The organism is Paenibacillus glufosinatiresistens, assembly GCF_031470375.1.
GTDB classification, from domain to species: domain Bacteria; phylum Bacillota; class Bacilli; order Paenibacillales; family Paenibacillaceae; genus Paenibacillus_AQ; species Paenibacillus_AQ glufosinatiresistens.
On record NZ_JAVFHT010000026.1, the window covers coordinates 15,622 to 38,484 of the forward strand.

Below are 22,863 nucleotides of genomic sequence, written 5' to 3' on the forward strand. Positions count from 1 at the left end.
GGCTTGTTCACGTCTTGCGCCGCTGGCGCGCTATTTTTGATACACCATGCAGTAAAAGGGCTTGACCCCCGTGGGTGTCTGCCGCTCATAGGCATCGGTAATTGTGAATCCGCCTTTCTGATAGGCCCGGATGGCCCGCTGGTTCCAAGTCAGAACTTCCAGGTCGATCTCACGGTCCGGATAGCGGCGGAGCGCCTCCTGTACAATAGCTCCCACGAACAGATGGCCGGTGCCCTGCCCGCACATATCGGGACGCATGCCGATGCCGAGACGGACGACGGAAGGCTCTACCGGAAAAAGCTGGGCGAAGCCGCATAGAACGTCCTGGTCATTGACTACGGATACATACTGCTCCTCGCGGATCTTAGGATCGCCGAACTCGACGCCGAGCGCTTCAAGCTGATCCCAGGGCAGCCAGCCGTATATGTTATAGGGGGGCTCATACTGCCAGCCGCAGATTTCGCGGGCATGCGCAACATCCATCGGAAGAGCGCGGTAAAGCTCGGATGAATGGATCAAAGGTCATACTCCCCTTTCCTGTAGCGTTGCTCCTGCTTATTATGACATACCGGACGGAAGGATAGAGCCGCCGCGGCAGCAGAACCGAAAAAAATATCAAGCGGGCCGGCAATTCGGGTTTATCTTTCGGAAGCAGGGGTATAAAAAGGGTAAGAGGGACAAAAAATCCCCCCTGCCGGAACGGCAGGAGGGATGGTGAAAGTCCTACTTCGACACGGGCTTATTGCACGTCGTCGTTATCTTCGGAATCGACGGCTACCGACTTGTAGGCTGTCGTGCTCAGTACCCGCTTGGCTCCAACGTAACGGTTCACATAGTAGCTGTCGCCCAGGGAGCTGATGGTAACGCCCTTGCTGGAAGAAGCGTGTGCAAAACGGCCTTCGCCCACGTAAATGCCGACATGGGAGACACCCCGTCCCGTCGTGTTGAAGAACACGAGGTCGCCAGGTCTGAGATCGCTCTTCGCTACCGCGTCGCCAAGCTGATATTGGGAACCCGACTGGTGCGGAAGATCAATGCCGATCTTGTTGAACACATACATCGTGAATCCGGAACAATCAAACCCGCTGGTCGAGGTGCCGCCGGAAGAATACTTCGTTCCAATGGCCTTGTCGATCACCTTGTCGATCTTGGAATCGGCGAATGCGCTTCCTGCTCCGAGCGTAAGTGCAATGGACATGCTGAGAAATGCTGCTGCGAATTTCTTCTTCAAAGAGATTAAACTCCTTCCAAGGCCTGCGAGGTTAGCTTAAGGATTCGGTTGAAGGTCCCCTATGACCCCTCTGTGAATAGGAGGTCAATTCACCCAACGTGGTTCCCCCGCTCCCCCAGTAATACGGGGAATTCGGCACAGTATGTATGATGTCTTGCCGGCAATCGTGACAAAAACGTATAAAAAAGGGGAAACAATCATTACAAAAATGTTACTAAAAACTCACTGGCATCATTGTAACAAACCTGAAGACGGTTGGCAATCACTCTAGACTCCGGTTTGTGAACTTTATGTAGCGCTTTCATTGCAAAAAAACGCTTTATAGCGCCTTTTTTTCCCTACATAAAGGTTACCTCAAAAAAATTTGAAGAAATCGGAGAATAAGAGAGAGAGAACTGTTTCACCAGGAAGAAAAAGGGTTAATGAACAATAAGAAGGCCCGAAATGCTGGGGAGCAGCAGACTCGGGCCACAGAAAGCGAATAAGCAGCTAAATGGATGTAGAAACGATAATCAATCGTAAGCGACGGCCTTGAATGCAGTGGAACTCATGACGCGTTTGGCGCCGACATAACGTTTGGACCAGTAGGACTGGCTCAGCGAGCTGATATTCACGCCGCGTGAAGACGAAGACTGCGCAAATTTGCCGTTGCCGACATAAATGCCAACATGCGAGACGCCGCTCCCCGTCGTGTTGAAGAAGACAAGGTCACCGGACCGCAGATTGCTGCGGGAAACCGTTGTGCCCATTTTGTATTGTTCTCTGGAAGTTCGAGGAAGGTTAAGTCCCAGCTTCTTGTATACATACTTGGTAAATCCCGAACAATCAAATCCGGCGGTGGTAGAGCCGCCTACTTTATAAGATACACCGATCGTTTTGGCAATAACGCTGTCCATTTTGGAGTCGGCGAAAGCGCTTCCGGATCCCAATGATGTGAAAACAACCACAAGTCCCAGCGTCGCTGCTGCGAGTTTTTTGCGAAATTGTGCCTTATTCAAAACGTTAGAGCTCCTTCCAATGCCTGCGTGGTTAGCTTAAGGATTCGGTTGAAGGTCCCCTATGATCCCTCTGTTACGAGATCAATTCACCCAACAAATGGTTCCCCCGCTCCCCGGTGCCCGGGAATTTGGCTTGTTATGCACCTTGTTATGGCATCCAACGGTACGACAACCGGCAAAAGTGACGAACCGGCTTTGAAAGATTACAAACTTGTTACCAACTGATGTCCTCATTTTAGCAGAGGCATTACTCTTTTGCAAACTTTGGTGTGCCGAAAATCGACAAAAAGAGCCCCTCTTCTGTGTCAGAAGAATGAACTCTTTGGAAGAGTAGAACATTTGTTTCTCTTCTGTTCGCTGTTACCGGAAGAAATGGGGGCATAAGTTCAGTCAGAAATTCCCTCCTGCCGGGCACGCCAATGATGATATTGCGCAGCGATCCCCCATAGAGCGAACAAGGTTGCCGGCAACGGCGCAGCCTGGCGAATGAGCAGGGCGGGCAAGCCGGGAAGAAGATACCCGGAGGCTGCGCAGAGCGCGGCGGTCAGCGCGCCTCCTGCGCCGATGAGCAGCCGGAGCGAGGCTGCGGGAATGAAATAGCGGAGCACATGGCCCAGCGAGGAGAGGACCCGGCCGCCGACGTAGCCGAACTCCAGATAGAGCCAGATGAGCCGAAGGATGAACAGATAGAGCAGCCAGGGCGCAAGAAGGGGGAGCAGCCCCCACAGGCGGGAAGAGTCAAAATAGGCGGCGAAGAGCGTTCCTCGGGCTTGCGGAATGATCCAGTACAGCGGAAGCAGGGCGAAGGCCCATTCGGCCATGCTGAAGAGCAGAATCGGCAGGCCGTATTTGCGCATGCCCGGAAAGAAGAACAGACCACGTTCTCCCAGACTCTCCTGCCTCAGTTCGTGCAGCAGCCCTGCCCGGATGAAGGAAGAGATCAGCAGCCTAGTCAGAAGCAGGAGGGCAAGAATCAGGAGCCAGCGGCGGACATCCGGGCTCCCCTCCAGCCGCAGGCGGCCTTCGAGATAGAACAGCACTCGTCCCATCGTTGTTCCTCCGGCTTCAGCAGCCGGATAGCGCAGGAGCAGGGGGACAATTGCCGACCGGAGGAACCCGTACAGAAAGTAGCCCCACAACAGCCGGTACAGAAAGAGAAGAATGAGAATATAAGTCTGTTCTTTGGTGCTTCGCCAGCCGCATTTGATCCAGGTTCTCATGTGCGCTCACCTCACCATGACAGAATGCCGAGCAGGGCCTCGATTCCTTGCGCCACACCCATCGTCCAGCGGGAGACGGAGGCTGCGGGAAGTTCCGCTCTTCGGAAATTGTTGACATGCGCGTTCTCCAGCAGGATCTCGTGTTCCGGATCAATCTCGGCCGAGAGGAGCGGGGAAGGGTAAGTCAGCTTAAAGACCGTTCCTCTGCTGTATCCGTCCCAATCTTTAAGAATGCTCCTGCCGTCCGCGAAGGTGAACCGGACCTTGACTCTGCCGTACAGCGAGCCGGCGTTGGAGAGGGTGACCTCCGACCGGTACAGGACCGAGGCGCCCTTGGCCGGTTCCCGGACGATCCGTATGCGGTCGACGGCAAAGTCCGGGACGCCGCCGCTGTAGACGTAACGATCGAAGTAGGCCTGCCACGAGGAGCCGGTTACCTTCTCGACCGTCTTCTGAAAGTCGGCGGTGGAGGGATGACGGAACCGGTATTTGCGCGCATAGGCGGATAGAACCGCGTCCATCTTGGCTGTTCCCATTTCCCGCTCCATGTCTTTGAGCAGGAGTTTTCCGCGGATGTAGACATTTTGGGTATAACCGCTGCTGCCCCCATACTTCCATGCTTCCAGGTCCATGGGCTTCGGCTTTGTCACGAGACTGGCCTGCAGCGCAAGGTTCGGCGTCTCTCCGTATTCCTGCTCCATCAGCTTGTCTTCGGCATAGGAAGTGAAAGCCTCGTCCAGCCACGGCTCTTCGAACTCATTGCTTGCGACCATGCCGTAGAAATACTGATGTCCAATCTCATGAATAACCGTTCGTTCAAGGGAAGTGTCCGGCGCGGCCTCCTGGGCGGCCCAGGCGGTAACCAGCGTCGGGTACTCCATGCCCCCGGCCCCATTACCGTTCGAAGGCGGCACCACAATAGACAGGGTCGTGTAAGGATAGGAGCCATACCATTTGCTGAAGTTGGCCAGGGCAGCCTCGGCTGCCTGGAAATAACGCTCCTTGAGTCCCTTGTGGAGGGGATCCAGATACAGTTTGATTCGTACGCCGGGAACTCCGGGAGAAGAGAAGGCTTTGTCCGCAACGACGAAGTCGGGAGAAGCGGCCCAGGCAAAATCGTGAACGTCATCGGCATAGAACTGGTAGGTCTTCTCCCCTTTTGAAATGGCAGGAGTGCGTACCGGGAACCCGGTTGCCGCCACGGTATAGGTCTGCGGTACAGTAATCGCGACGTTGTAAATACCGAAATCACTGTAGAATTCGGAATTGCCGTGATATTGGTGCAGGTTCCATCCTTCCTCCAGCCGCCCGCGGGTACCCGCCGGTTCATAGACGCTGAGCTTCGGAAACCACTGGCCGGCCATGACAAAACGGCCGTCGCTCCCCATCCGGGCGAAGATTGCAGGCAGCTTCAGCTCGTAACGGAGGTTCAGCGTGACACTCTGCCCGGCGGCGACCGGCTGGGGCAGGTGAATGCGGACGAGGGTCCGGTCCTTGGCGTTGCCGTCATCAGGCTGGACAACCTGGACCCGGTGGGTCAGAGAGACGCCGTCCGGGGTGTGAACGTCGAGAAGAGTCATGGAGCCGTAGCCGCCTTCAGGCATGGCATCGCTTCGCAGCCGTCCGCCCGATTCCTTCATGAATGTAGTTTCTGACGAGGCGAAGGCATTGGGGTACAAATGGAAGTACAGATCGCGGACCGGTCTGCTGCCCGGATGCGTCCACGTTACCGTCTCCGTTGCCGTAATCGTATCTGCCGCCGCGTTCAGACGGGCATTGAGATGATATTCCGTCACCCGGCGGCTCAGTGCCTGAACAGGGGAGGGAGTGCTGACAGGCGGCAGTACCGAACCGGAGTCTGCCGCCGTTAGCGAGGCGGGGGACTTGGCCGATTTCGGAATGTCCGGAACCGCAGGAGCCGGGGCGGCCGCAGAGGATGCCGTATCCACGGCCTTTTGAACAGCGGACAGATGCCAGCCCCACCCGCCTGCGGCCAGACAGAGGGCGGACAGAGCCGCGCTAAGGAAGACGGTACGGATCGATCGTCGTTTCATACTGGAACTCCTCCCGTTGACAAGCATCTACGGGATGTATATGTTTGCATTCCGGACATTATTAGCTAAAATTAAAACGAGGAATCAGAAACGTTCTATGGAGAGCAGGAAGGGTGAGTGAAGGTGGAACAATCCGGAGCGGAGGGCAAGAAGCCGATTGCCTTGAATATTGTGAACGCGAAGAGCAAACATAAAGGGTTCGGGGCGGGATCCATCGACCTTAACCACGTGTCGCCCGTCATTATCGACGGCGGAGAAGCGGTAATCGACATCGGCGCGATGCATGCGAAGAGCAAGGTGGAACGGGGAATCAAGTTCACGGCCAACCGGGAGGAAGTTCCGGGCGGACGCCGGGTATGGGTCGTCTGGGTGGCCGTGGACCGCACACCTGAAGGCCAGCACTATGCCGGCCTGACGGCCTGCGAGATGCAGATCGACAGCGAGGCCAAGAAGGGCTGGAAGATTCTTGCCGACCACGTGAACAAGCTGGATGCGGCGCTGAAGAGGAAGGTCATTCTTGAAGGACTTGGCGCTGCCGAGAAGGACGCGCTGCGCAAGCTGCTGATCAGCCACAACGAGCAGTGGTGGGCGGACTCGCCGGACAGTCTGAAGGAAGCTCTGCAATAGGGTCTGCTTGAAGCAGGAAGAACAACAAGGCTTCGGCCGCTTCCAAGGAAGCGGCCGAAGCCTTGTTGGCGTTTCCAAGCAGATCGGAACGGCTGCCCGAATCAGTCGGCAACGGGCCGGGCGGGCGGGATTTTGCGCTTCAATTGACTGACCCGGGCCTGACTGATGCCCAGCAGCCGGGCCAGCTCCTTCTGGTTGGCCCGCGGATGCTCCGCAATGGCCGCTTCCAGACGCCTGCGCATTTCATCTGTCTTGGAACGAAGTCCGGAGGCGGAATGATTGGGAGCAGGGATTGCCTCCGGAGGAGGGGCAGGCAGCTCGGCGGTCTCTTCCGGGCGGCTCGGATCGGCCAGTTCTTGCAGACAATGATTACATATAAATTGATCTCTGAAATAGCTGACATTATCCAGACTGCGGCAGAATGTGCACTCGGTGGAGGTGTATTTGCGCAGCACAATAATGCGGTCATCGAGAATAAAAAATTCGATCGGGTCCCCGATATCAATGTTGCGTGTCATGCGGATTTCAACGGGAACGACAATGCGTCCAAGACTGTCCAAGTTCCGGATCATCCCAGTGTCCTTCATCCCATGTCCCCTCATTAAAATTTTATTTACGTTATTTATTCAGTATAACATTAATTGTAAGCGGAAGGGTAGCCATTTTTTTCCCGAATTTTCCCGCTTATCGCGGCATAAAAAAGCCTCCGCCTTTCTCGCGGAAGGGCAGAGGATTTCCTTGGGGTTAATTCTATATTACCCCGGGCGAGCCGGGGTGAAACGCTTCCACCGTAATTTGCTTAACCCGGGTAACGGACGGCGGCCGGATCAAGGACCGAGACATAAGGATTGTCCCTCAGGTAAAATCGCCAGGGGCGGGCCGCATATTCTCCGGCATACGGGATGTTGATGCGGGGAGCCTGCATAATCTCCAGGCTCTTGGGGTCGTCACCCCGCTCAAGCCAGAGCGGACTGTCGCCGGGGCGGTCCAGGCGGCAGCCGCCGAGGCTCCGGTCGATGCGAAGAACCCGGCAGAGCCGCCCGGGGCCGCCCGACAGTTCGGCGGGGCGGCGCGGGGCTCTGCCCCGGTGAGCCGCCATCCGGGCGGCGTCCTCCGGCGAAAGAGGCTGCACCGCCCGAATCAGAACGGCCTGCGGATCGTCTGCCTGGCCGGTAACGACATTCAGACAGTGGTGCATGCCGTAGATCAGATAAATGTAAGCAACGCCACCGGCATGGAACATGATCTCTGTGCGGGCGGTGCGGCGTCCTCCGGCGGCATGGCTGCCGAGATCCTCGGCGCCGCCGTAGCTCTCCGTCTCGACGATCCGGCAGGCGATCTCGCCGTTCCCGGTCTGCCGGATCAGTATCTGGCCGAGCAGAAGCGGGGCCGCAAGCAGCGCCGGAGCGGCGAAGAGAGCGGAGGGCAGCGGCTCGCCGCTGCGAAGATTGGCAGGGGTCATAGCGAATTCCTCCTCCCGGCAGAACTGGTATCCTTTCATTTTACCCGTTCCGGGGGCGGGCTGCCAGAGGCCGCTAATTCATCCACCAGCGTTTGAGGTCGCTCCACCAGGAGCGGTCTTCTTCATCTGCCGCCTGCTGCCCGGCCGGACTCGTCTTGGCCGGCTTGCCGTGAAGCGGACAGTAGTCCTTCGGCTCCGTTCCGGCGATGAAGGCCATCAGCTTCTTGCCGGGGCAGTCGGCTGTGGCCAGTTTGCCCGACTGGGGATCGATATAGAGGCTGACGACCCCTTGCGGAATTGGGAAAATTTTGGGCGGAACGCCGGCAAGCGCCTGCTCCGTATACCGGGCAAAGATCGGAGCGGCCCGCCGTCCGTCGGCCGTTGCAATCTCCCGGCCTTTGTCGTAGCCGACCCAGACCGCCGTGGCGAGCTCCGGCGTGAAGCCGACCATCCAGGCGTCCGTATCGGTCGTGCCGGTCTTGCCGGCAACGGGGCGTTTGAGCACCGAGGCAACGCGGTTGCCGGTTCCGCCGGTCTCGAACACGCCCTCCATCAGCCGGGTCAGAACATAGGCGGCGGCCGGATCAACCGCCTGCTCCGCCTTGGGGGTGGGGGCGCTGTAGAGCGTATGGCCGTCGGCATCGGCGATCTTCAGAATGGCGGTCACCGGGAGACGGGCGCCTCCGTTGGCGATGACGCCGAAGGCCGAGGCCATTTCCAGCGGACTGACCGGCGACGTGCCGAGCGCAAGAGAAGGGACGTTGCCGAGCGGACTGTCGATTCCGAGCTTCCGGGCCGTCTCGATGACGCGCTCCGTACCGATCTTCATCATCGTGTTCACGGCGTAGATATTGTCCGACGCCGCAATCGCTTGGCCCATCGTAATCTCGCCCAGGTACTTGTCCCCGAAGTTGCGGGGCTGGTACGTCTTGCGGTTGTGGTCATAATGGAACAGCGTCGGCTGGCTGTTGAACACGGTCAGGCCGGTCATTTCCTTTGAGGCGAGCGCAGTCAGATACATGACCGGTTTGAAGGAGGAGCCCGGCTGGCGGGTAACGGCCAGCGCATGGTTGTACGAATTGGTCCGGTACTGCACCCCTCCGACCATCGCCTGGATATAGCCTGTTCGGGGATCGACCGATACCAGCGCCGTCTCCAGACCGGTAGCGCCGGCCATGCCTTGGGCCACGGCGGTCTCGGCGGCCCGCTGTTTGTCGGGATCGAGCGTCGTGTATACGCGCAGGCCGCTGTGCTCCATTTCATCGACGCTCATCCCCAGCAGCGACGCCGCCGACGACGCGACATAATCGCGGAAGTAGGGAGCCGGATCGGCCGCGGCGGCGCCCTCGCTGCGGGGCTTCAGCGCCAGGCTCTCAGCCTTGGCGCTTTTGGCCTGCTCGGGTGTGATTTTGCCGAGGTCGGCCATAATTGACAGAATCAGCTCCTGACGGCGCTTGGCATTGTCGGGATGCGCGTATGGCGAATAGTAGGTCGGTCCCTTCGGGATGCCGGCCAGCAGGGCGCTCTCCGCCAGATTGAGCTCCGATGCGGATTTGCCGAAGTACATGCGGGAGGCTGCCTCAATTCCGTAGGCGCCGTGACCGTAATAGATTTCATTTAGATACATATGAAGAATGTCGTCCTTGCTGTACTTCATTTCGATCTGGAGCGTATACATGGCTTCCCGCATCTTGCGGGTCCAGGTCTTCTCATGGGAGAGATAGAGATTGCGGGCAAGCTGTTGGGTCAGCGTGCTGGCGCCTTGGGAACGCCGTCCGCTCTCCAGGTTGGCCAGCACGGCCCGTCCCATTCCTTTGAGATCGAACCCGGCGTGGTGATAGAAATGACGGTCCTCGATCGACAGCGTAGCCTGAATAAGATAAGGAGACACGGCGTTCAGCGGAACCGGATCACGCGTCTGGCCGCTGCCGGAGAAGACCGCAAGTTCCTCGCCCCGGACATCGTACAGCCGGGAGCGCAGGTCGTCCGGTATGGGCGGGAGGTCTTTATGCGACAAATAGAGGAGCAGGCCTCCTGCGCCCAGCAGCAGAAGCAGCGTGAAGGCCAGGGCCAGCCGCAGCAGACGGCGCAGCGGGCGGCGGCGGGCGGAAGAGGGACCGGTACGATGGGCCATGGCGTCAGGCTCCTTTTCGGCAAAAGTGGAAGTTCCTTCTATCCATTATGGGAAATGCCGGCCGGGGATATTCAGCCCGGAGAGAAGCGGCAAAAGGAATCATGAAGAAACTGACGCTCTTTTGTTACCGCTCGAAGGTGGCGGCAGCAGGTCCCGGAGGGTATAACAGAGAGAAAGAACGACAGGGAGGGTATCTAATGAAGAAAGACAACCGGCATTCCTGCAGAACCGCCGTCACTTTGAAGGCCCTGCTTGCCGCAGTGCTGATCCTCGGCGGCGCCGGACCCCGCCCCGCTCCGACGGCTTCGGCGGCGCCTGCTTCCAAGACGTCCGCTTCCTGCGGTACAGGAGACCACGGGCTGCTTCAGTCCCTGCAGGCCGGTGCGGCCGCAGAGAACACGGCGCTGCATTTTACGGATTTGGATTTTCTAAGCGCAGGGACAGGCCGGGCGGCCGGACCGGGATTTCTCATCGGGACCTCGGACGGCGGCTGCAGCTTTCAGACGATTTATCAGGGACAGTGGCAGTTCGCGGACATCGAATTCCCCAATAATGTGGAGGGCTGGGCCCTCGCTTCAACAGCTTCCGGGACGGGCCGCTATCTGATCCGCACGGCGGACGGCGGCTCCACCTGGAAGCGGATCGACGGGCTGCCCCTTACGATGAGCCGAATCGACTTTCCGGACCGCCGCACCGGATTCGCCTATGACTGGGCGTCTGCCTACGTTACCGGAGACGGCGGCTCGACCTGGAGCAAGCTGCCCCTTCCGGCCAATACCCGGGGCGCCGCCTTCGCAAGCCGAAACCTCGGATATGCGTCGGTTGTCGTCCCGGGAACCGGGTACCGGGTGATGAAGACCGCAGACGGAGGCAAGCATTGGAAGAAGGTGCTGACGGTCCCGTTCGATTCCCCCTATTATACGGAGATCCGTATCCGCGGCAGTCAGGTATGGGCGGTTCTGTACGGCGGCGTCGGCATGTCTCAGACTTCGTATTCGCTCTATGCCAGCAGGGACGGCGGATCGCACTGGAGACGCGTCATCGCGGCGGACAGCGCGGGGGGCGGCCCTGCTCCGGGAACGGGTCCGGCGCTGCTTACGGAAGGACCGGCTGCAGGGAAGCCCGGCAACCTGTCGCTCGCCTCCGGCGGCGCGGCATTCCTGCTCGGCTATTCGCCGGCGGGAGAGCAAATCGGCGTCGGCCGTTCCACGGACGGCGGCCTTACCTGGAGCAACCGTTCAGTGCTTCCGGGTTACGACGGCAGCATTTCCTTTGCAGGCCCGACCACCGGCTGGATGGCTGCGGACACGCCCAAGGGCTGGGCGCTCTATGCTACGGGTAACGGCGGCATGACCTGGTCCAAGAAGTTCTCTTTCCTCAAGCGGGAAGAGTAGGCACACTGGAAGAGGAAGAGGAAGAGGAAGAGGAAGAGGAAGAGGAAGAGGAAGAGGTCGGGGGTCGGTAGGGCGCGGGGCAGGTGCAGGGAGCACAGACCCGATTCGGGCAGGCACAGGTCGAACTCGCCAGAAACAGACCGGAAGCGGGCAAGCACAGACCCGACTCAGACGTAACAGACCGGAAGCGGGCAAGCACAGACCCGGCTCAGACGTAACATACCGAACTCGGGCAGACACAGCCGGAGGAAGCAGGGGTGGCCCCCCTGCTTTCTCCGGTCTTTTGGCGCGGCTGCCGGATTTCAGCGGCCGGTTCGTTCCCCGGTTCCGCCTGCTCCGCCGGTGTGATACAATGAGGAAATCTGCGGGTTCCGGGATTGAATTGCGGCCCGTGACTGGATATAGTGTACAATGATAAGCGATAACGGGCTTTAGGATTGGTGCCGCCGGCGGACGACGCTGCGGCGGATCTGCGGCCCGGCCAGAATGGAGGACAGGCTGTGTCCGAGCCACAATCCCGCCCTTACCCCGTCGCCGTCCTGCTGGAGAGCATCCGGGATGGACAGCGCAGCGTAATTCGGGCCTCCGGCGAAGCCGTTGAGAGGGGAACCCAGCTCTATGTCCGTTTCGAGGAGAAGAGTGAAGGTCCGCGCGGCGAGTCTTTATCGGTACGAACAACGATTAAGGCCGGCCAAGGCGAGCTCAAGCTGATTCGCCACGGAGCGGTAGAATCGGAGCAGACGTTCCGGGAAGGCGGAAGCCAGCCCGGTTTTTACCGCTCGCCTTATACGCAGTTCAATTTGTCGACGGAGACCGGACGGCTGGAGATGGTCCGCTCCGGGCGCTCGCTGCAGGCGAGCTGGACCTATGAGCTGTATGTATATGGAGAAGCATCGGGATCATTTGCGATCAGTTTGGATATACAGGAGGAACCGAAATGACGACACAAGACCACAACCCGCTTCATCAGATTGAAGAACGGGTGAGAGAAGCCATTGCCCGGGCGGTGGAAGCAGCCGGCCTGGTGGCCCGGGAAGAAATGCCCGCCATCGTGCTGGAGGTGCCGCGCGACAAGGCTCACGGCGACCTGGCGACCAATGCCGCCATGCAGCTGACCAAGATTGCGAAGAAGAACCCCCGCCAGATCGCCGAGGCGATTCTGGAGCATCTCGACCGGGATGCCGCGGGCATCCAGTCGGCGGAGATTGCCGGACCCGGCTTCATCAATCTGACGCTGTCCAAAGCGTACCTGTACGAGGTCATTCCGCTCGTCGCCCGCCAGGGCGCCGATTATGGACGGACCGGCGCAGGCGCGGGCCGCAAGGTTGAAGTGGAGTTTGTCAGCGCCAACCCGACAGGCAGCCTGCACCTGGGCCATGCCCGCGGCGCCGCAGTCGGCGACGCGCTGTGCAATGTGCTTGATTTTGCCGGCTATCAAGTAACGCGCGAGTATTATATCAACGATGCCGGGAATCAGGTGGCGAACCTGTGCCGGTCGATTGAAGCCCGTTATCTTCAGGAGCTGGGACAGCAGGCGGAGATGCCGGAGGACGGCTACCACGGCGAAGACATCAAGGGCTTTGCCCGGGAACTGGTCGCCGAGAAGGGGACTGCGCTGCTGGAGATGGAGCCCGGCGAGCGCGCCGCCTTCCTGAGAAGCTACGGTCTGGAGAAGGAACTGGACAAAATCAAACGGGACCTCGCCCGTTTCCGCGTCTCCTTCGACATCTGGTTCAGCGAAACCTCGCTGTACGAGAACGGCCAAGTTCTGCGATCGCTCGACGATCTCCGCGAGCGCGGCGAAGTGTACGAGCAGGACGGGGCAACCTGGCTGAACACCACCAAATACGGGGACGACAAAGACCGCGTTCTTATCAAAAACGACGGAACGTATACGTATCTTACCCCGGATATCGCCTACCACAGCGACAAATACGGCCGGGGCTATGACCGCATGATCAACATTTGGGGTGCCGACCACCACGGCTATATTCCGCGGATGAAGGCGGCGATGTCGGCGCTCGGCTACGATCCCGACAAGCTCGTGGTGCTGATTGCCCAGATGGTCAGTCTGTTCCAGGACGGTGAGAAGGTCAAGATGTCCAAGCGCACCGGCAAGGCGGTTACGATGGAGGACCTCATGGAAGAGGTCGGCGTGGACGCCATCCGCTATTTCTTCACCATGCGGAGCATGGACTCGCATCTGGATTTCGACATGGACCTGGCGATTTCGACTTCGAACGAGAATCCGGTCTTCTACGTGCAGTATGCGCATGCCCGCGCCTGCAGCGTATTCCGCCAGGCGGAAGAGCAGGGCATCGCTCTGCCGGACCCGGGGACCGTCGATTACAGCAAGCTTACCAGCGAGCATGAATTCAATCTCCTGCGCAAAATCGGCGAGCTGCCGTCCGAAATCGACACGGCAGCCGAGAACTACGCCCCGCACCGGCTGATCCGGTACGTCTACGAGCTGGCGTCGCTGTTCCACAGCTACTACAAGGCCGAGCGCGTCATCACCGAGGATGCCGCCCAGACCGCAGCCCGCCTCGCGCTGCTCGGCGCGGTGCGCCAGACCATCGCCAACGTGCTGCGCCTCGTCGGCGTCTCCGCTCCCGAGCGCATGTAAGCCTGCGCTCGGCACACCGCAAGCCCCGCCCCCGCGGCAGACGCCGGGGGCGGGGCTTGGCGCGTTCTCCCGGCGCTTCGCCGGCCGGGAGAGCGCTCCTTCCGCCGCCAAAGGCCGGCGGAAGGGGCATTTAGGGCCGCGGCGCTTTGCCCGCCGCGGACGGCTTGCGCCCTGCGCGCAGCAGCCGCAGGGCATCGAGCGCGCCGCCGCCGAGCGCGGCGCGCCGCTGGCCCGCGCGCAGCCGGAGCGGCTGCGCGGTACGCCGGAGCAGCCGCTTGAGCTCGCGCGGCGACAGACCGGGGCGCAGCGCCAGCAGCAGCGCCGCCGCGCCTGTCACATGCGACGTCGCCATGGACGTGCCGCTCATCTCCTTGTAGCCATCCTTGAGCCAGCAGGAGGACACGGCTTCGCCGGGAGCGTATACGTCGATGTAAGGCCCGCGGTTGCTGAACCCTGCGATCTGCCGGCCTTTTCCCAGCGCCCCGACAGCAATCGTCTCCGCATAGCGGGCGGGGTAATCGCCTCCGCGTTTGCCGTCGTTGCCGGAGGAGGCGATGATGGGGATGCCGGCCTTGTACGCGCGGATGACCACATCATGGAGCGCCTTGCTGCGCGTCTTCATGCCAAAGCTCATATTGATGAGATCCATCCGGTTCTGGACGCACCAGTCGATGCCGAGCACAATGTCCGAGACGTACGCCGACCCGCTGTGATCGAACGCCTTTACGGGATAGAGGAGAGCCCTTGGCGCTACGCCCATCATGCCGTAGGGGCCTCCGGCCGCGGCCAAGGTGCCGGCGATGTGGGTGCCGTGGCCGTTGTCGTCCAGCGGCAGCATGCCGCGGTGCAGCAGATTGACCCCGGTGGCGAGGCAGTGCTTCAGGTCGGGATGCCGGAAGTCCGCCCCGGTGTCGATGACGCCGACCCGAACCTGAACCCCTGTGGATTTCGACCAGGCCTGCGGAGCGCGGATGGCCTTGATGCCCCAGGGCAGCGAAGCGCCTGCTTTTTCCCCGGGTTGGGGAAGCGTGACCGCCGCGTGGAGCGTGATGCGGACATCCTCTTCCACGGCGACGGAGCCCCCGTATTTCCTCGCCAGCAGCGAAGCGCCCGAAGCCGGCACAAAAAAAGCCCGGATCAGCGAAGAGACGCGGACCTGACCGCCGGGCGGCCGCTTCCGCCGGAGCGCCTGCCACTGCGACAGCGCTCCCGCATACTGCCGGGGTTCCCGGAACGTCACGATGCGGCGCTCTCCGTTCGCAGGCGCGGACTGGGTCTGCTCCATCCAGTCCTGCCAAAACCGGTAATCCTCCATAGCTACAGCCGCTCCCTCCTGCTCATGCTGCCAACAGTGTATGAGCAGGGCGGAAGAGCCGCATGGGAACTTGCCCTTTTTGGCGGAAATAGGCCGCTTCTCGTGTCAAACCCCGCAGGCGCACATACACTGTAGCGAAAGAGCGCCGCATGTGCGTTCCTTCGCCTCATCGGCAGGCGGGAGCATTCCCGGGGCCGGCGGATACAGTCGGGTGCGGAGGATTTTCCTCCGCCTTTTTCGCGCCCGGCGGCAGGGAAGGCGTGTTTTACATAAACTCCGGCATGGCCCGGACGAGGACAGGCTGCAAGCGGCTGGACTGGTGCTTGCTTTTTGCGGTCAAATAGGTTTTACTTAGTCGTGAACAATGCGTGAGAGGAAGTGTACCTGAAGTGAGTACGCCGCTGAACTTGAAGCTGGACCCCGAGAAAGTGAAGGAAATGTCGATGGTCGATCTGGCATTCCTGGTTCTCAAGGCTGCCAATACGCCGTTTTACTACCGCGACCTGATGGTCGAAGTGGCCAAGCTGCGCGGAATGACCGAAGAAGAAACCAACGATACGATTGCCCAGCTATATACCGAAATCAACATTGACGGCCGGTTTGCCTGCGTCGGCACCAACCTGTGGGGCCTGAAGCGCTGGTATCCGCTGGAGCGTTCCGACGATCCGATCGGCAATGCGAAGCGTCCGCGCATCATTAACGATGACGACGACGATCTGGAGGACGACGACTTCACCGAGGAAGAAGATACGTACTCCGGCGACGAGGAAGATTTCGACGTGATGGACGAGGACCGCGACGATCTCTACTCCGACGACGACAGCGAAGAAGGCGTCGATGACGAAGAAGTGGTCATGGACGAGGATGAGCTGGAAGGCGAAGATTTGGCGGAAGACGAGACCGAAGAAGAAGAAGCGGAAGAAGCCGAAGAAGAAGACGAGTTCTAAGGAACCCACTGTTTTTTCTTTGAATTGCATTCTTGACAGGGATAGGGCCACCATGTAAACTATTGCATGGGCTTTTCAAGCAAGTAAATAGGGTTGTTTATTCAAAAAGTGCCCCGGTGCTACCGGTGTCACTTTTTTTGTGTTTACAGACCCTGTTGAAGACGGGGAACGGGTTCTTCGCTCCTTCGTCGGACTTTGGGATTCCCCCGTTTTGCCATTGACAAAACGGGTAACGATAAACATCATGCGTCGCCAGATTGTGATGGACTTTATTTAGGAGGGTATTGCATTGACCAAGTATATTTTCGTAACGGGTGGCGTTGTGTCTTCCCTGGGCAAGGGCATCACGGCCGCCTCGCTCGGCCGGCTGTTGAAGAACCGGGGACTGAAGGTGACGATTCAGAAATTTGATCCGTATATCAACGTAGACCCGGGAACGATGAGTCCGTATCAGCACGGCGAAGTATTTGTGACCGACGACGGGGCGGAGACGGACCTGGACCTTGGGCACTATGAACGGTTCATTGACATCAACTTGTCCAAGAACAGCAATGTTACAACCGGCAAGGTGTACTCCTCCGTAATCAGCAAAGAGCGGCGCGGCGAATATTTGGGCGGCACCGTTCAGGTCATCCCTCATATCACGAACGAAATCAAAGAGCGCGTCTTCCGTGCCGGACGCGAGACCGGCTCTGACGTGGTCATTACCGAAATCGGCGGCACGGTCGGCGACATCGAGAGCCTGCCGTTCCTGGAAGCCATCCGTCAGATCAAGAGCGACATCGGACGGGAGAACGTAATGTACATCCACGTTACGCTGATTCCTTATATCAAGGCTGCCGGCGAAGTGAAGACGAAGCCGACCCAGCACAGCGTCAAGGAACTGCGGAGCATCGGCATTCAGCCGAACGTCATCGTCTGCCGGACCGAATACCCGCTGTCTCCGGACATGAAGGCCAAGATCGCGCTGTTCTGCGACATTGACGCCAATGCCGTCGTGGAATGCCGCGATGCCTCCACCCTGTATGAAGTTCCGCTGAATCTGCGCAACGAGGGATTGGACGAGATTGTGGTCAACCACTTGAAGCTGACGACGCCGGCTCCGGATATGACCGAATGGGAAGCGATGCTCGAGCGAATCCAGAAGCTGGAGAAGAACGTCGAGATCGCTATTGTCGGCAAATATGTGGCGCTGCATGACGCGTACCTGAGCGTAGTGGAGTCGCTCTCGCATGCCGGCTTCGCGGCCAATGCCGAAGTCAGCATCCGCTGGGTGAACGCCGAGGAGGTTACGGACGAGAACGTCGATGAGCTGCTCCGCGGCGTAGGCGGCATTCTCGTGCCGGGAGGCTTCGGAGACCGCGGGATTGAGGGCAAAATTTCGGCCATTCGCTATGCCCGCGAGCGGCAGATCCCGTTCTTCGGCATCTGCCTCGGCATGCAGGTGTCCGTCATCGAGTATGCCCGGTCCGTTGCCGGCCTGGCGAACGCCAACAGCTCGGAGATTGATCCGGCTACCCCGTACCCGGTGATCGACCTTTTGCCGGAACAAAAGGATATCGAGGACATGGGCGGAACGATGCGCCTGGGCCTGTATCCGTGCAAGCTGCTTCCGGACTCGCTTGCCATGGAATGCTATGACGACGAGCTGGTCTACGAGCGCCACCGCCACCGGTATGAGTTCAACAATGCCTACCGCGATGTTATCGAGAAGGCGGGGCTGGTCATCTCCGGCACCTCGCCGGACGGCCGCCTGGTCGAGATCGTCGAGCTGCCGGGCCATCCTTGGTTCCTGTCGGTACAGTTCCATCCGGAGTTCACCTCCCGGCCGAACCGTCCGCAGCCGCTTTTCCGTGAATTTGTCCGGGCTTCCCTGACCCACACCGAACAGCAATAAGCCTTGGCCGCAGAGAGACAGCCTGTCTCTTGCCTAAGCAGAGTCTTCCGCTTGCGGAAGGCTCTTTTTTTGTCGGTTTATCCCCCGGATGCAGATTCCATTCATATAATTTTACTCATAATTGTCAAAAAGCAGGATTCAAAACCGGGATAGTCGAATAATAGTTCTTCGTGTGCATTCCGGAAGCATGAACCGCCAAGCGCCGCAAGGGATCGGAGCAAATCTGCCTTATACTCTGGGAGGGTAACGGATGAAGAACAACAAAGTACTGATTGTGGATGATCAGAACGGAATACGCATCCTTTTGATGGAGGTCTTCAACAGCGACGGCTACAGCACCTATCAGGCCGCCAACGGCAAGGCGGCGCTCGACATTGTGCGTGCGGAGGCGCCGGATCTGGTCCTTCTGGACATGAAGATTCCGGGGATGGACGGACTGGAGATTTTGAAGCATATCAAGGCAATCAATCCGGAGATCAAGGTCATTATGATGACTGCCTACGGAGAACTGGACATGATTAAGGAAGCGACGAAGCTTGGGGCGCTCATGCACTTTACCAAGCCCTTTGACATTGACGAGATGCGCGTTGCGGTCAACATGCATTTGCGAGGCAGTTCGTCGGACCGTCTGCACTAGAGGCGGGAAGAGAGAGAAGACAGGGGTTCCATAGAGGAGCCCCTTTTTTGACGGGGAGCAGTAACATTCCGAAATTGGGTAATAATAGAGAAGAATGTCTCCGTATACAGGGGTGGGGGCGATACGTCCCGCCGGGACATTTTTTTGATAATTCTATTTAGTATTTGAGACGGGTTGTGCTATAATGAGCCTGTATAGGATGCCGGCTTGAGACAAGCGGTGCAATCTAACCATCTTAGGAGGATGAATCATGCCATTAGTATCGATGACTGACATGCTGAACAAAGCCCTGGAAGGCAAATACGCTGTAGGCCAATACAACATCAACAACCTGGAGTGGACGCAGGCGATTCTGTCTGCCGCTGAAGAAGAGAAGTCCCCGGTTATCCTGGGCGTATCCGAAGGCGCTGCCCGCCACATGGGCGGTTTCTACACAGTGGTGAAGATGGTTGAAGGTCTGGTACACGATTTGAAGATTTCGGTGCCGGTAGCCATTCACCTCGACCACGGCTCCAGCTTCGAGAAATGTAAGGAAGCCATCGACGCCGGCTTTACTTCCGTTATGATCGACGGTTCGCACCATCCGATCGACGAGAACATCGCCATGACGAAGAAAGTCGTTGAATATGCGCACGCCAAGGGCGTCTCCGTTGAAGCCGAAGTCGGCACTGTAGGCGGACAGGAAGACGACGTAATCGGCGGCATTCAGTATGCCGACCTGAACGAATGTGTACGCATCGTGAAGGAGACCGGCATTGATACACTGGCTCCGGCGCTCGGCTCCGTGCATGGTCCTTACCATGGCGAACCGAACCTCGGGTTCAAGGAAATGGAAGAAATCCGCGACGCTGTTAAGCTTCCGCTCGTTCTGCACGGCGGTACCGGCATTCCGAAGCATGACATCGACAAGGCGATCTCCCTTGGCACCTCCAAGATCAACGTGAACACCGAGAACCAGATTGCATTCGCGAAGACGGTTCGTGAAGTGCTGGCTGCCAAGCCGGACGCGTATGATCCGCGGACATTCATTCAACCGGGCCGCGAAGCCATCAAGCAGACGGTTATCGGCAAAATCCGCGAATTCGGCACAAGCAACAAAGCCTAATCGTCGACTTTATTTTTGGTTTTTCACCAAGAGCGCCCTTCGTTTTTCGGAGGGCGCTTCTTTTGTAGAGAGGATCTCCTGCCCCCGCGCTTGACAGACAGGGAGCATTTGGGGGTAAACTGAAGAGAACGCCGGGGAGAAGCTCCCGGGCTTTTGACTTGTACCGCCGCCGGTTAGCTTCCGGCATTTACGTAGGGGGAACCAAATACACTATGGAAAAACTAATGATCGGCGCAGGGCGTCCGCTTCAAGGAATGGTGACCATCAGCGGCGCGAAGAACAGCGCAATCGCCTTGATACCGGCGGCCATTCTGGCCGAGAGCGAGGTAGTGCTGGACAATCTGCCTGCCCTCAGCGACGTAGCCATCTATTCCGAAATCTTGCAGGAGCTGGGCGCAACCGTTACCCGGTCGGGAAGCCAGATGAGAATCGACCCTTCGCATATCGTATCCATTCCTATGCCCAACGGGCCGGTGAAGAAGCTGCGGGCGTCCTATTACATGATGGGCGCACTGCTCGGGCGCTTCAAAGAAGCAACGATCGGCCTGCCGGGCGGATGTAACTTTGAGCCGCGTCCGATCGACCAGCATATCAAGGGATTCGAGGCGCTCGGCGCCACCGTTACGAATGACCATGGTTCAATTCACTTATATGCCAAGGAGCTGCGCGGCGCCAAGATCTATCTGGACGTTGCAAGCGTAGGAGCGACCATCAATATCATGCTGGCGGCCTCCCGGGCCAAAGGCTCTACCATTATCGAGAACGCGGCCAAAGAGCCTGAGATTATAGATGTGGCCACACTGCTGGTGTCCATGGGCGCCGTCATCAAAGGCGCAGGCACCGAGACGATTCGCATTGAAGGCGTGGACGAACTGCATGGCTGCCGCCACTCCATTATTCCGGACCGGATTCAGGCCGGAACGTACATGATTGCGGCTGCGGCAACCCGCGGCAACGTGTTGATCGACAATGTCATTCCGAAGCATCTCGAGGCATTAACGGCCAAGCTGCTGGAGATGGGTGTCGGCATTGAAGAGCTGGATGAGAGCATCCGCGTTATAGGCCGGGAAGTCTACGAGCCGGCAGATGTGAAGGCTCTGATTTATCCCGGATTCCCGACAGACCTTCAATCCCCGATGACTACGCTGCTTACGCAGGCCAGCGGCGTCAGCGTGCTGAGCGACTTTGTCTACAGCAACCGGTTCAAGCATGTTCCCGAGCTCGTGCGCATGGGCGCCAAGATTCGGGTAGAGGGACGCTCGGCGATCATCGAGGGCAGCCGGCTGAACGCCGCCAAAGTCAAGGCAACCGACCTGCGCGCAGGCGCTGCGCTGGTGATTGCGGGCCTGATCGTCGAAGAAGGCGTGACGGAAGTGACGGGGGTGGAATACATCGACCGGGGATACGACCATCTGGTCGATAGCCTGAACAGCCTCGGCGCCAATGTGTGGCGGGAGACGGAATAGGATAGGGCCTCCCTCGGCCCTTCTCCTTGCTTGATAGGGCTTCGGCCGTCCGGCTGCGGACGGTCCATAGCCGGCTTCGCTCGGTCCCTTAAGTGACATCCACGATTAAGCCTTTTCTACCGTTTTGCCCCTCTTTTTTATCAATTGCTGCATTTCCTCTTCCATTTTTGGGTAAAGCTATCTTAATGGGCGTTTTTGCTGTATACTTGCTATTTTGAACACCCTCGTTTTTTACCCTCTGTATGCAATGGTCCCTGTGTGACCGTTTCACCAGATCCCAATTTATCCGGGAATGACTGTCTGTGCTTGTATTCCTTCATTCTAGAACAGCTCGCTGACTTATATAAATCGAATAGGTGGTTATTAAATGGATCTCCAAATTTCCGATCTGGAAGAAATGAAACTGACGGAATTGTACAAGCTGGCCAAGAAATATCAAATCCCTTACTACGGTCAGATGAAAAAGCGAGAATTGATCTTTGCCATTCTGCGGGCCCAAGCCGAACAGAGCGGCTTGATGTTCATGGAAGGCGTGCTGGAAATTTTGCCGGAAGGCTACGGCTTCCTTCGTCCAATCAATTATCTTCCGAGCCCGGAAGACATTTATATATCCGCTTCCCAGATTCGCAAGTTTGATCTGCGGACCGGCGACCTGGTCTCCGGTAAATGCCGGACACCGAAGGAGAACGAACGCTATTTCGGCCTTCTTCAGGTGAATGCCGTCAACGGAGAGAGCCCGACGACAGCAGCCGAGCGTCTGCACTTTGCCGCGCTTACGCCACTGTATCCGCAGGATAAGCTTCGACTGGAGAATGCGCCGAATCACCTTTCGACCCGGATCATGGATCTGCTCGCTCCGGTAGGCCTTGGACAGCGGGGACTAATTGTTGCGCCCCCCAAAGCCGGTAAGACGCTGCTGCTGAAAGAGATTGCGAACAGTATCTCGGCCAACAACCCCGAGATTGAGCTGTTCGTGCTGCTCATTGATGAACGGCCGGAGGAAGTGACCGACATGCAGCGTTCCGTCAAAGGCGAGGTAGTCGCTTCGACCTTCGACGAGCTGCCCGAGAATCATATCAAAGTGGCGGAGCTTGTGCTGCAGCGGGCGCTGCGCCTGGTAGAGCACAAGAAGGACGTCGTCATCCTGCTTGACAGCATCACCCGTCTGGCGCGCGCGTACAACCTGGTGGTGCCTCCGTCCGGCCGGACGCTGAGCGGCGGCATTGATCCGGCGGCCTTCCACCGGCCGAAGCGGTTCTTCGGTTCCGCCCGCAACGTCGAGGAAGGCGGCAGTCTGACAATTCTGGCGACAGCGTTGATTGACACCGGTTCCCGCATGGACGACATTATCTATGAAGAATTCAAGGGAACCGGCAATATGGAGCTTCACCTGGACCGGAAGCTGGCGGAACGCCGCATTTTCCCTGCAATCGATATCCGCCGGTCCGGAACGCGCCGCGAAGAAGTGCTGCTGGCCCAGGACGAACTGGATACCATCTGGAGCATCCGCAAGAACATGAACGACTCCTACGATTTCGTCGAAGGATTCCTGCGGAAGCTCCGAAACACCAAGACCAACGCCGAATTCCTGGCGACCTTCGACGCGCAGCCGCCATCCGGCAATAACGGCTCGGCCAGCAGCACCGCCAGTTCCGGGGGGACCTCGAACAGCGGAGCTTCCGCTGTACGCCGTCCTGCCCGTCCGAAGACGCCCTCCGTCACCACGACTACCTGAGATTAAGGAGATTTC

Annotated in this window: 19 protein-coding genes and 2 riboswitches; of the genes, 10 read left to right on the top strand and 9 right to left on the bottom strand. The window is 58.6% G+C overall.

From position 1 onward, the window contains the following. Nucleotides 1–30: 30 nt before the first annotated feature. The 5 genes from RBI05_RS18155 to RBI05_RS18175 all read right to left on the bottom strand — a co-directional run bounded on the left by RBI05_RS18155 (nucleotide 31) and on the right by RBI05_RS18175 (nucleotide 5,503). A complete protein-coding gene (locus tag RBI05_RS18155; RefSeq protein ID WP_150458258.1) occupies nucleotides 31–483 on the bottom strand; it encodes a GNAT family N-acetyltransferase in 453 nt (150 codons plus the stop codon). Nucleotides 484–739: 256 nt separating this feature from the next. After that, on the bottom strand, nucleotides 740–1,231 hold the full coding sequence (locus tag RBI05_RS18160) for a C40 family peptidase (protein WP_150458244.1): 492 nt from the start codon (nucleotides 1,229–1,231) through the stop codon (nucleotides 740–742). Nucleotides 1,232–1,236: 5 nt separating this feature from the next. Next, nucleotides 1,237–1,379, bottom strand: a riboswitch (cyclic di-AMP (ydaO/yuaA leader). Nucleotides 1,380–1,743: 364 nt separating this feature from the next. Beyond that, nucleotides 1,744–2,229 (bottom strand): C40 family peptidase, encoded by a 486-nt coding sequence (locus RBI05_RS18165; protein ID WP_310552071.1) that lies wholly within the window; start codon nucleotides 2,227–2,229, stop codon nucleotides 1,744–1,746. Nucleotides 2,230–2,234: 5 nt separating this feature from the next. Further along, nucleotides 2,235–2,373: riboswitch (cyclic di-AMP (ydaO/yuaA leader) on the bottom strand. Between the two features lie 242 nt (nucleotides 2,374–2,615). Then, complete coding sequence (locus RBI05_RS18170; RefSeq protein ID WP_310552072.1) at nucleotides 2,616–3,449, bottom strand: hypothetical protein; 834 nt, start codon at nucleotides 3,447–3,449, stop codon at nucleotides 2,616–2,618. 11 nt (nucleotides 3,450–3,460) lie between these two features. After that, a complete protein-coding gene (locus RBI05_RS18175; RefSeq protein ID WP_310552073.1) occupies nucleotides 3,461–5,503 on the bottom strand; it encodes a M1 family metallopeptidase in 2,043 nt (680 codons plus the stop codon). Between the two features lie 123 nt (nucleotides 5,504–5,626). Between RBI05_RS18175 and RBI05_RS18180 the strand changes: the two genes are divergently transcribed. Further along, complete coding sequence (locus tag RBI05_RS18180; protein ID WP_150458256.1) at nucleotides 5,627–6,130, top strand: YwhD family protein; 504 nt, start codon at nucleotides 5,627–5,629, stop codon at nucleotides 6,128–6,130. Between the two features lie 101 nt (nucleotides 6,131–6,231). Here the strand turns inward: RBI05_RS18180 and RBI05_RS18185 are convergent, their stop codons facing one another. From RBI05_RS18185 to RBI05_RS18195, 3 genes are all read right to left on the bottom strand, one after another. Beyond that, nucleotides 6,232–6,717 carry an AbrB/MazE/SpoVT family DNA-binding domain-containing protein gene (locus RBI05_RS18185; RefSeq protein WP_150458241.1) on the bottom strand — a complete coding sequence of 162 codons (486 nt, stop codon included), beginning with the start codon at nucleotides 6,715–6,717 and terminating at the stop codon, nucleotides 6,232–6,234. Nucleotides 6,718–6,929: 212 nt separating this feature from the next. Continuing rightward, nucleotides 6,930–7,592, bottom strand: a complete 663-nt coding sequence (locus RBI05_RS18190) for a DNA-3-methyladenine glycosylase (RefSeq protein WP_310552074.1) — start codon at nucleotides 7,590–7,592, stop codon at nucleotides 6,930–6,932. Between the two features lie 73 nt (nucleotides 7,593–7,665). Beyond that, complete coding sequence (locus RBI05_RS18195) at nucleotides 7,666–9,726, bottom strand: transglycosylase domain-containing protein (RefSeq protein WP_310552075.1); 2,061 nt, start codon at nucleotides 9,724–9,726, stop codon at nucleotides 7,666–7,668. Between the two features lie 197 nt (nucleotides 9,727–9,923). Between RBI05_RS18195 and RBI05_RS18200 the strand changes: the two genes are divergently transcribed. The 3 genes from RBI05_RS18200 to argS all read left to right on the top strand — a co-directional run bounded on the left by RBI05_RS18200 (nucleotide 9,924) and on the right by argS (nucleotide 13,746). Then, a complete protein-coding gene (locus RBI05_RS18200; RefSeq protein ID WP_310552076.1) occupies nucleotides 9,924–11,120 on the top strand; it encodes a WD40/YVTN/BNR-like repeat-containing protein in 1,197 nt (398 codons plus the stop codon). Between the two features lie 500 nt (nucleotides 11,121–11,620). After that, on the top strand, nucleotides 11,621–12,061 hold the full coding sequence (locus tag RBI05_RS18205; protein ID WP_310552077.1) for a DUF1934 domain-containing protein: 441 nt from the start codon (nucleotides 11,621–11,623) through the stop codon (nucleotides 12,059–12,061). Beyond that, nucleotides 12,058–13,746: an arginine--tRNA ligase gene (gene argS, locus RBI05_RS18210; protein WP_310552078.1), complete on the top strand. Its 1,689-nt coding sequence runs from the start codon at nucleotides 12,058–12,060 to the stop codon at nucleotides 13,744–13,746. The genes RBI05_RS18205 and argS overlap by 4 nt, the downstream gene beginning before the upstream one ends. Before the next feature lie 130 nt (nucleotides 13,747–13,876). On the opposite strand, the gene RBI05_RS18215 is transcribed toward argS, so the two are convergent. Beyond that, complete coding sequence (locus tag RBI05_RS18215; protein ID WP_310552079.1) at nucleotides 13,877–15,061, bottom strand: S8 family peptidase; 1,185 nt, start codon at nucleotides 15,059–15,061, stop codon at nucleotides 13,877–13,879. Between the two features lie 389 nt (nucleotides 15,062–15,450). On the opposite strand from RBI05_RS18215, the gene rpoE reads away from it, so the two are divergent. The 6 genes from rpoE (at nucleotide 15,451) to rho (ending at nucleotide 22,848) form a co-directional block, all read left to right on the top strand. Next, nucleotides 15,451–16,008 carry a DNA-directed RNA polymerase subunit delta gene (gene rpoE, locus RBI05_RS18220; protein WP_310552080.1) on the top strand — a complete coding sequence of 186 codons (558 nt, stop codon included), beginning with the start codon at nucleotides 15,451–15,453 and terminating at the stop codon, nucleotides 16,006–16,008. A 289-nt stretch (nucleotides 16,009–16,297) separates the two neighbouring features. Then, nucleotides 16,298–17,905, top strand: a complete 1,608-nt coding sequence (locus tag RBI05_RS18225) for a CTP synthase (protein WP_310552081.1) — start codon at nucleotides 16,298–16,300, stop codon at nucleotides 17,903–17,905. 250 nt (nucleotides 17,906–18,155) lie between these two features. Next, entirely contained in the window at nucleotides 18,156–18,542 is a 387-nt protein-coding gene (locus RBI05_RS18230; RefSeq protein WP_310552082.1) for a response regulator, read from the top strand. Between the two features lie 250 nt (nucleotides 18,543–18,792). Next, nucleotides 18,793–19,647, top strand: coding sequence for a class II fructose-1,6-bisphosphate aldolase (gene fba / locus RBI05_RS18235; protein WP_310552083.1), 855 nt, complete (start codon nucleotides 18,793–18,795; stop codon nucleotides 19,645–19,647). Nucleotides 19,648–19,859: 212 nt separating this feature from the next. Next, on the top strand, nucleotides 19,860–21,113 hold the full coding sequence (locus RBI05_RS18240) for a UDP-N-acetylglucosamine 1-carboxyvinyltransferase (protein ID WP_310552084.1): 1,254 nt from the start codon (nucleotides 19,860–19,862) through the stop codon (nucleotides 21,111–21,113). Nucleotides 21,114–21,480: 367 nt separating this feature from the next. Next, the gene (gene rho / locus RBI05_RS18245; protein ID WP_310552085.1) at nucleotides 21,481–22,848 is read left to right on the top strand and encodes a transcription termination factor Rho; all 1,368 of its coding nucleotides are present in this window, start codon (nucleotides 21,481–21,483) and stop codon (nucleotides 22,846–22,848) included. Nucleotides 22,849–22,863 lie beyond the last annotated feature (15 nt).

What these genes read in the sequence shown, in the direction of transcription:
- RBI05_RS18215 (WP_310552079.1), bottom strand. Translation starts at nt 15,061, where the DNA reads ATGGAGGATTACCGGTTTTGGCAGGACTGGATGGAGCAGACCCAGTCC.
- argS (WP_310552078.1), top strand. Translation starts at nt 12,058, where the DNA reads ATGACGACACAAGACCACAACCCGCTTCATCAGATTGAAGAACGGGTG.
- RBI05_RS18195 (WP_310552075.1), bottom strand. Translation starts at nt 9,726, where the DNA reads ATGGCCCATCGTACCGGTCCCTCTTCCGCCCGCCGCCGCCCGCTGCGC.
- RBI05_RS18170 (WP_310552072.1), bottom strand. Translation starts at nt 3,449, where the DNA reads ATGAGAACCTGGATCAAATGCGGCTGGCGAAGCACCAAAGAACAGACT.
- RBI05_RS18200 (WP_310552076.1), top strand. Translation starts at nt 9,924, where the DNA reads ATGAAGAAAGACAACCGGCATTCCTGCAGAACCGCCGTCACTTTGAAG.
- RBI05_RS18190 (WP_310552074.1), bottom strand. Translation starts at nt 7,592, where the DNA reads ATGACCCCTGCCAATCTTCGCAGCGGCGAGCCGCTGCCCTCCGCTCTC.
- rho (WP_310552085.1), top strand. Translation starts at nt 21,481, where the DNA reads ATGGATCTCCAAATTTCCGATCTGGAAGAAATGAAACTGACGGAATTG.
- fba (WP_310552083.1), top strand. Translation starts at nt 18,793, where the DNA reads ATGCCATTAGTATCGATGACTGACATGCTGAACAAAGCCCTGGAAGGC.
- RBI05_RS18155 (WP_150458258.1), bottom strand. Translation starts at nt 483, where the DNA reads ATGGATGTTGCGCATGCCCGCGAAATCTGCGGCTGGCAGTATGAGCCC.
- RBI05_RS18240 (WP_310552084.1), top strand. Translation starts at nt 19,860, where the DNA reads ATGGAAAAACTAATGATCGGCGCAGGGCGTCCGCTTCAAGGAATGGTG.
- RBI05_RS18175 (WP_310552073.1), bottom strand. Translation starts at nt 5,503, where the DNA reads ATGAAACGACGATCGATCCGTACCGTCTTCCTTAGCGCGGCTCTGTCC.
- RBI05_RS18185 (WP_150458241.1), bottom strand. Translation starts at nt 6,717, where the DNA reads ATGAAGGACACTGGGATGATCCGGAACTTGGACAGTCTTGGACGCATT.
- RBI05_RS18230 (WP_310552082.1), top strand. Translation starts at nt 18,156, where the DNA reads ATGAAGAACAACAAAGTACTGATTGTGGATGATCAGAACGGAATACGC.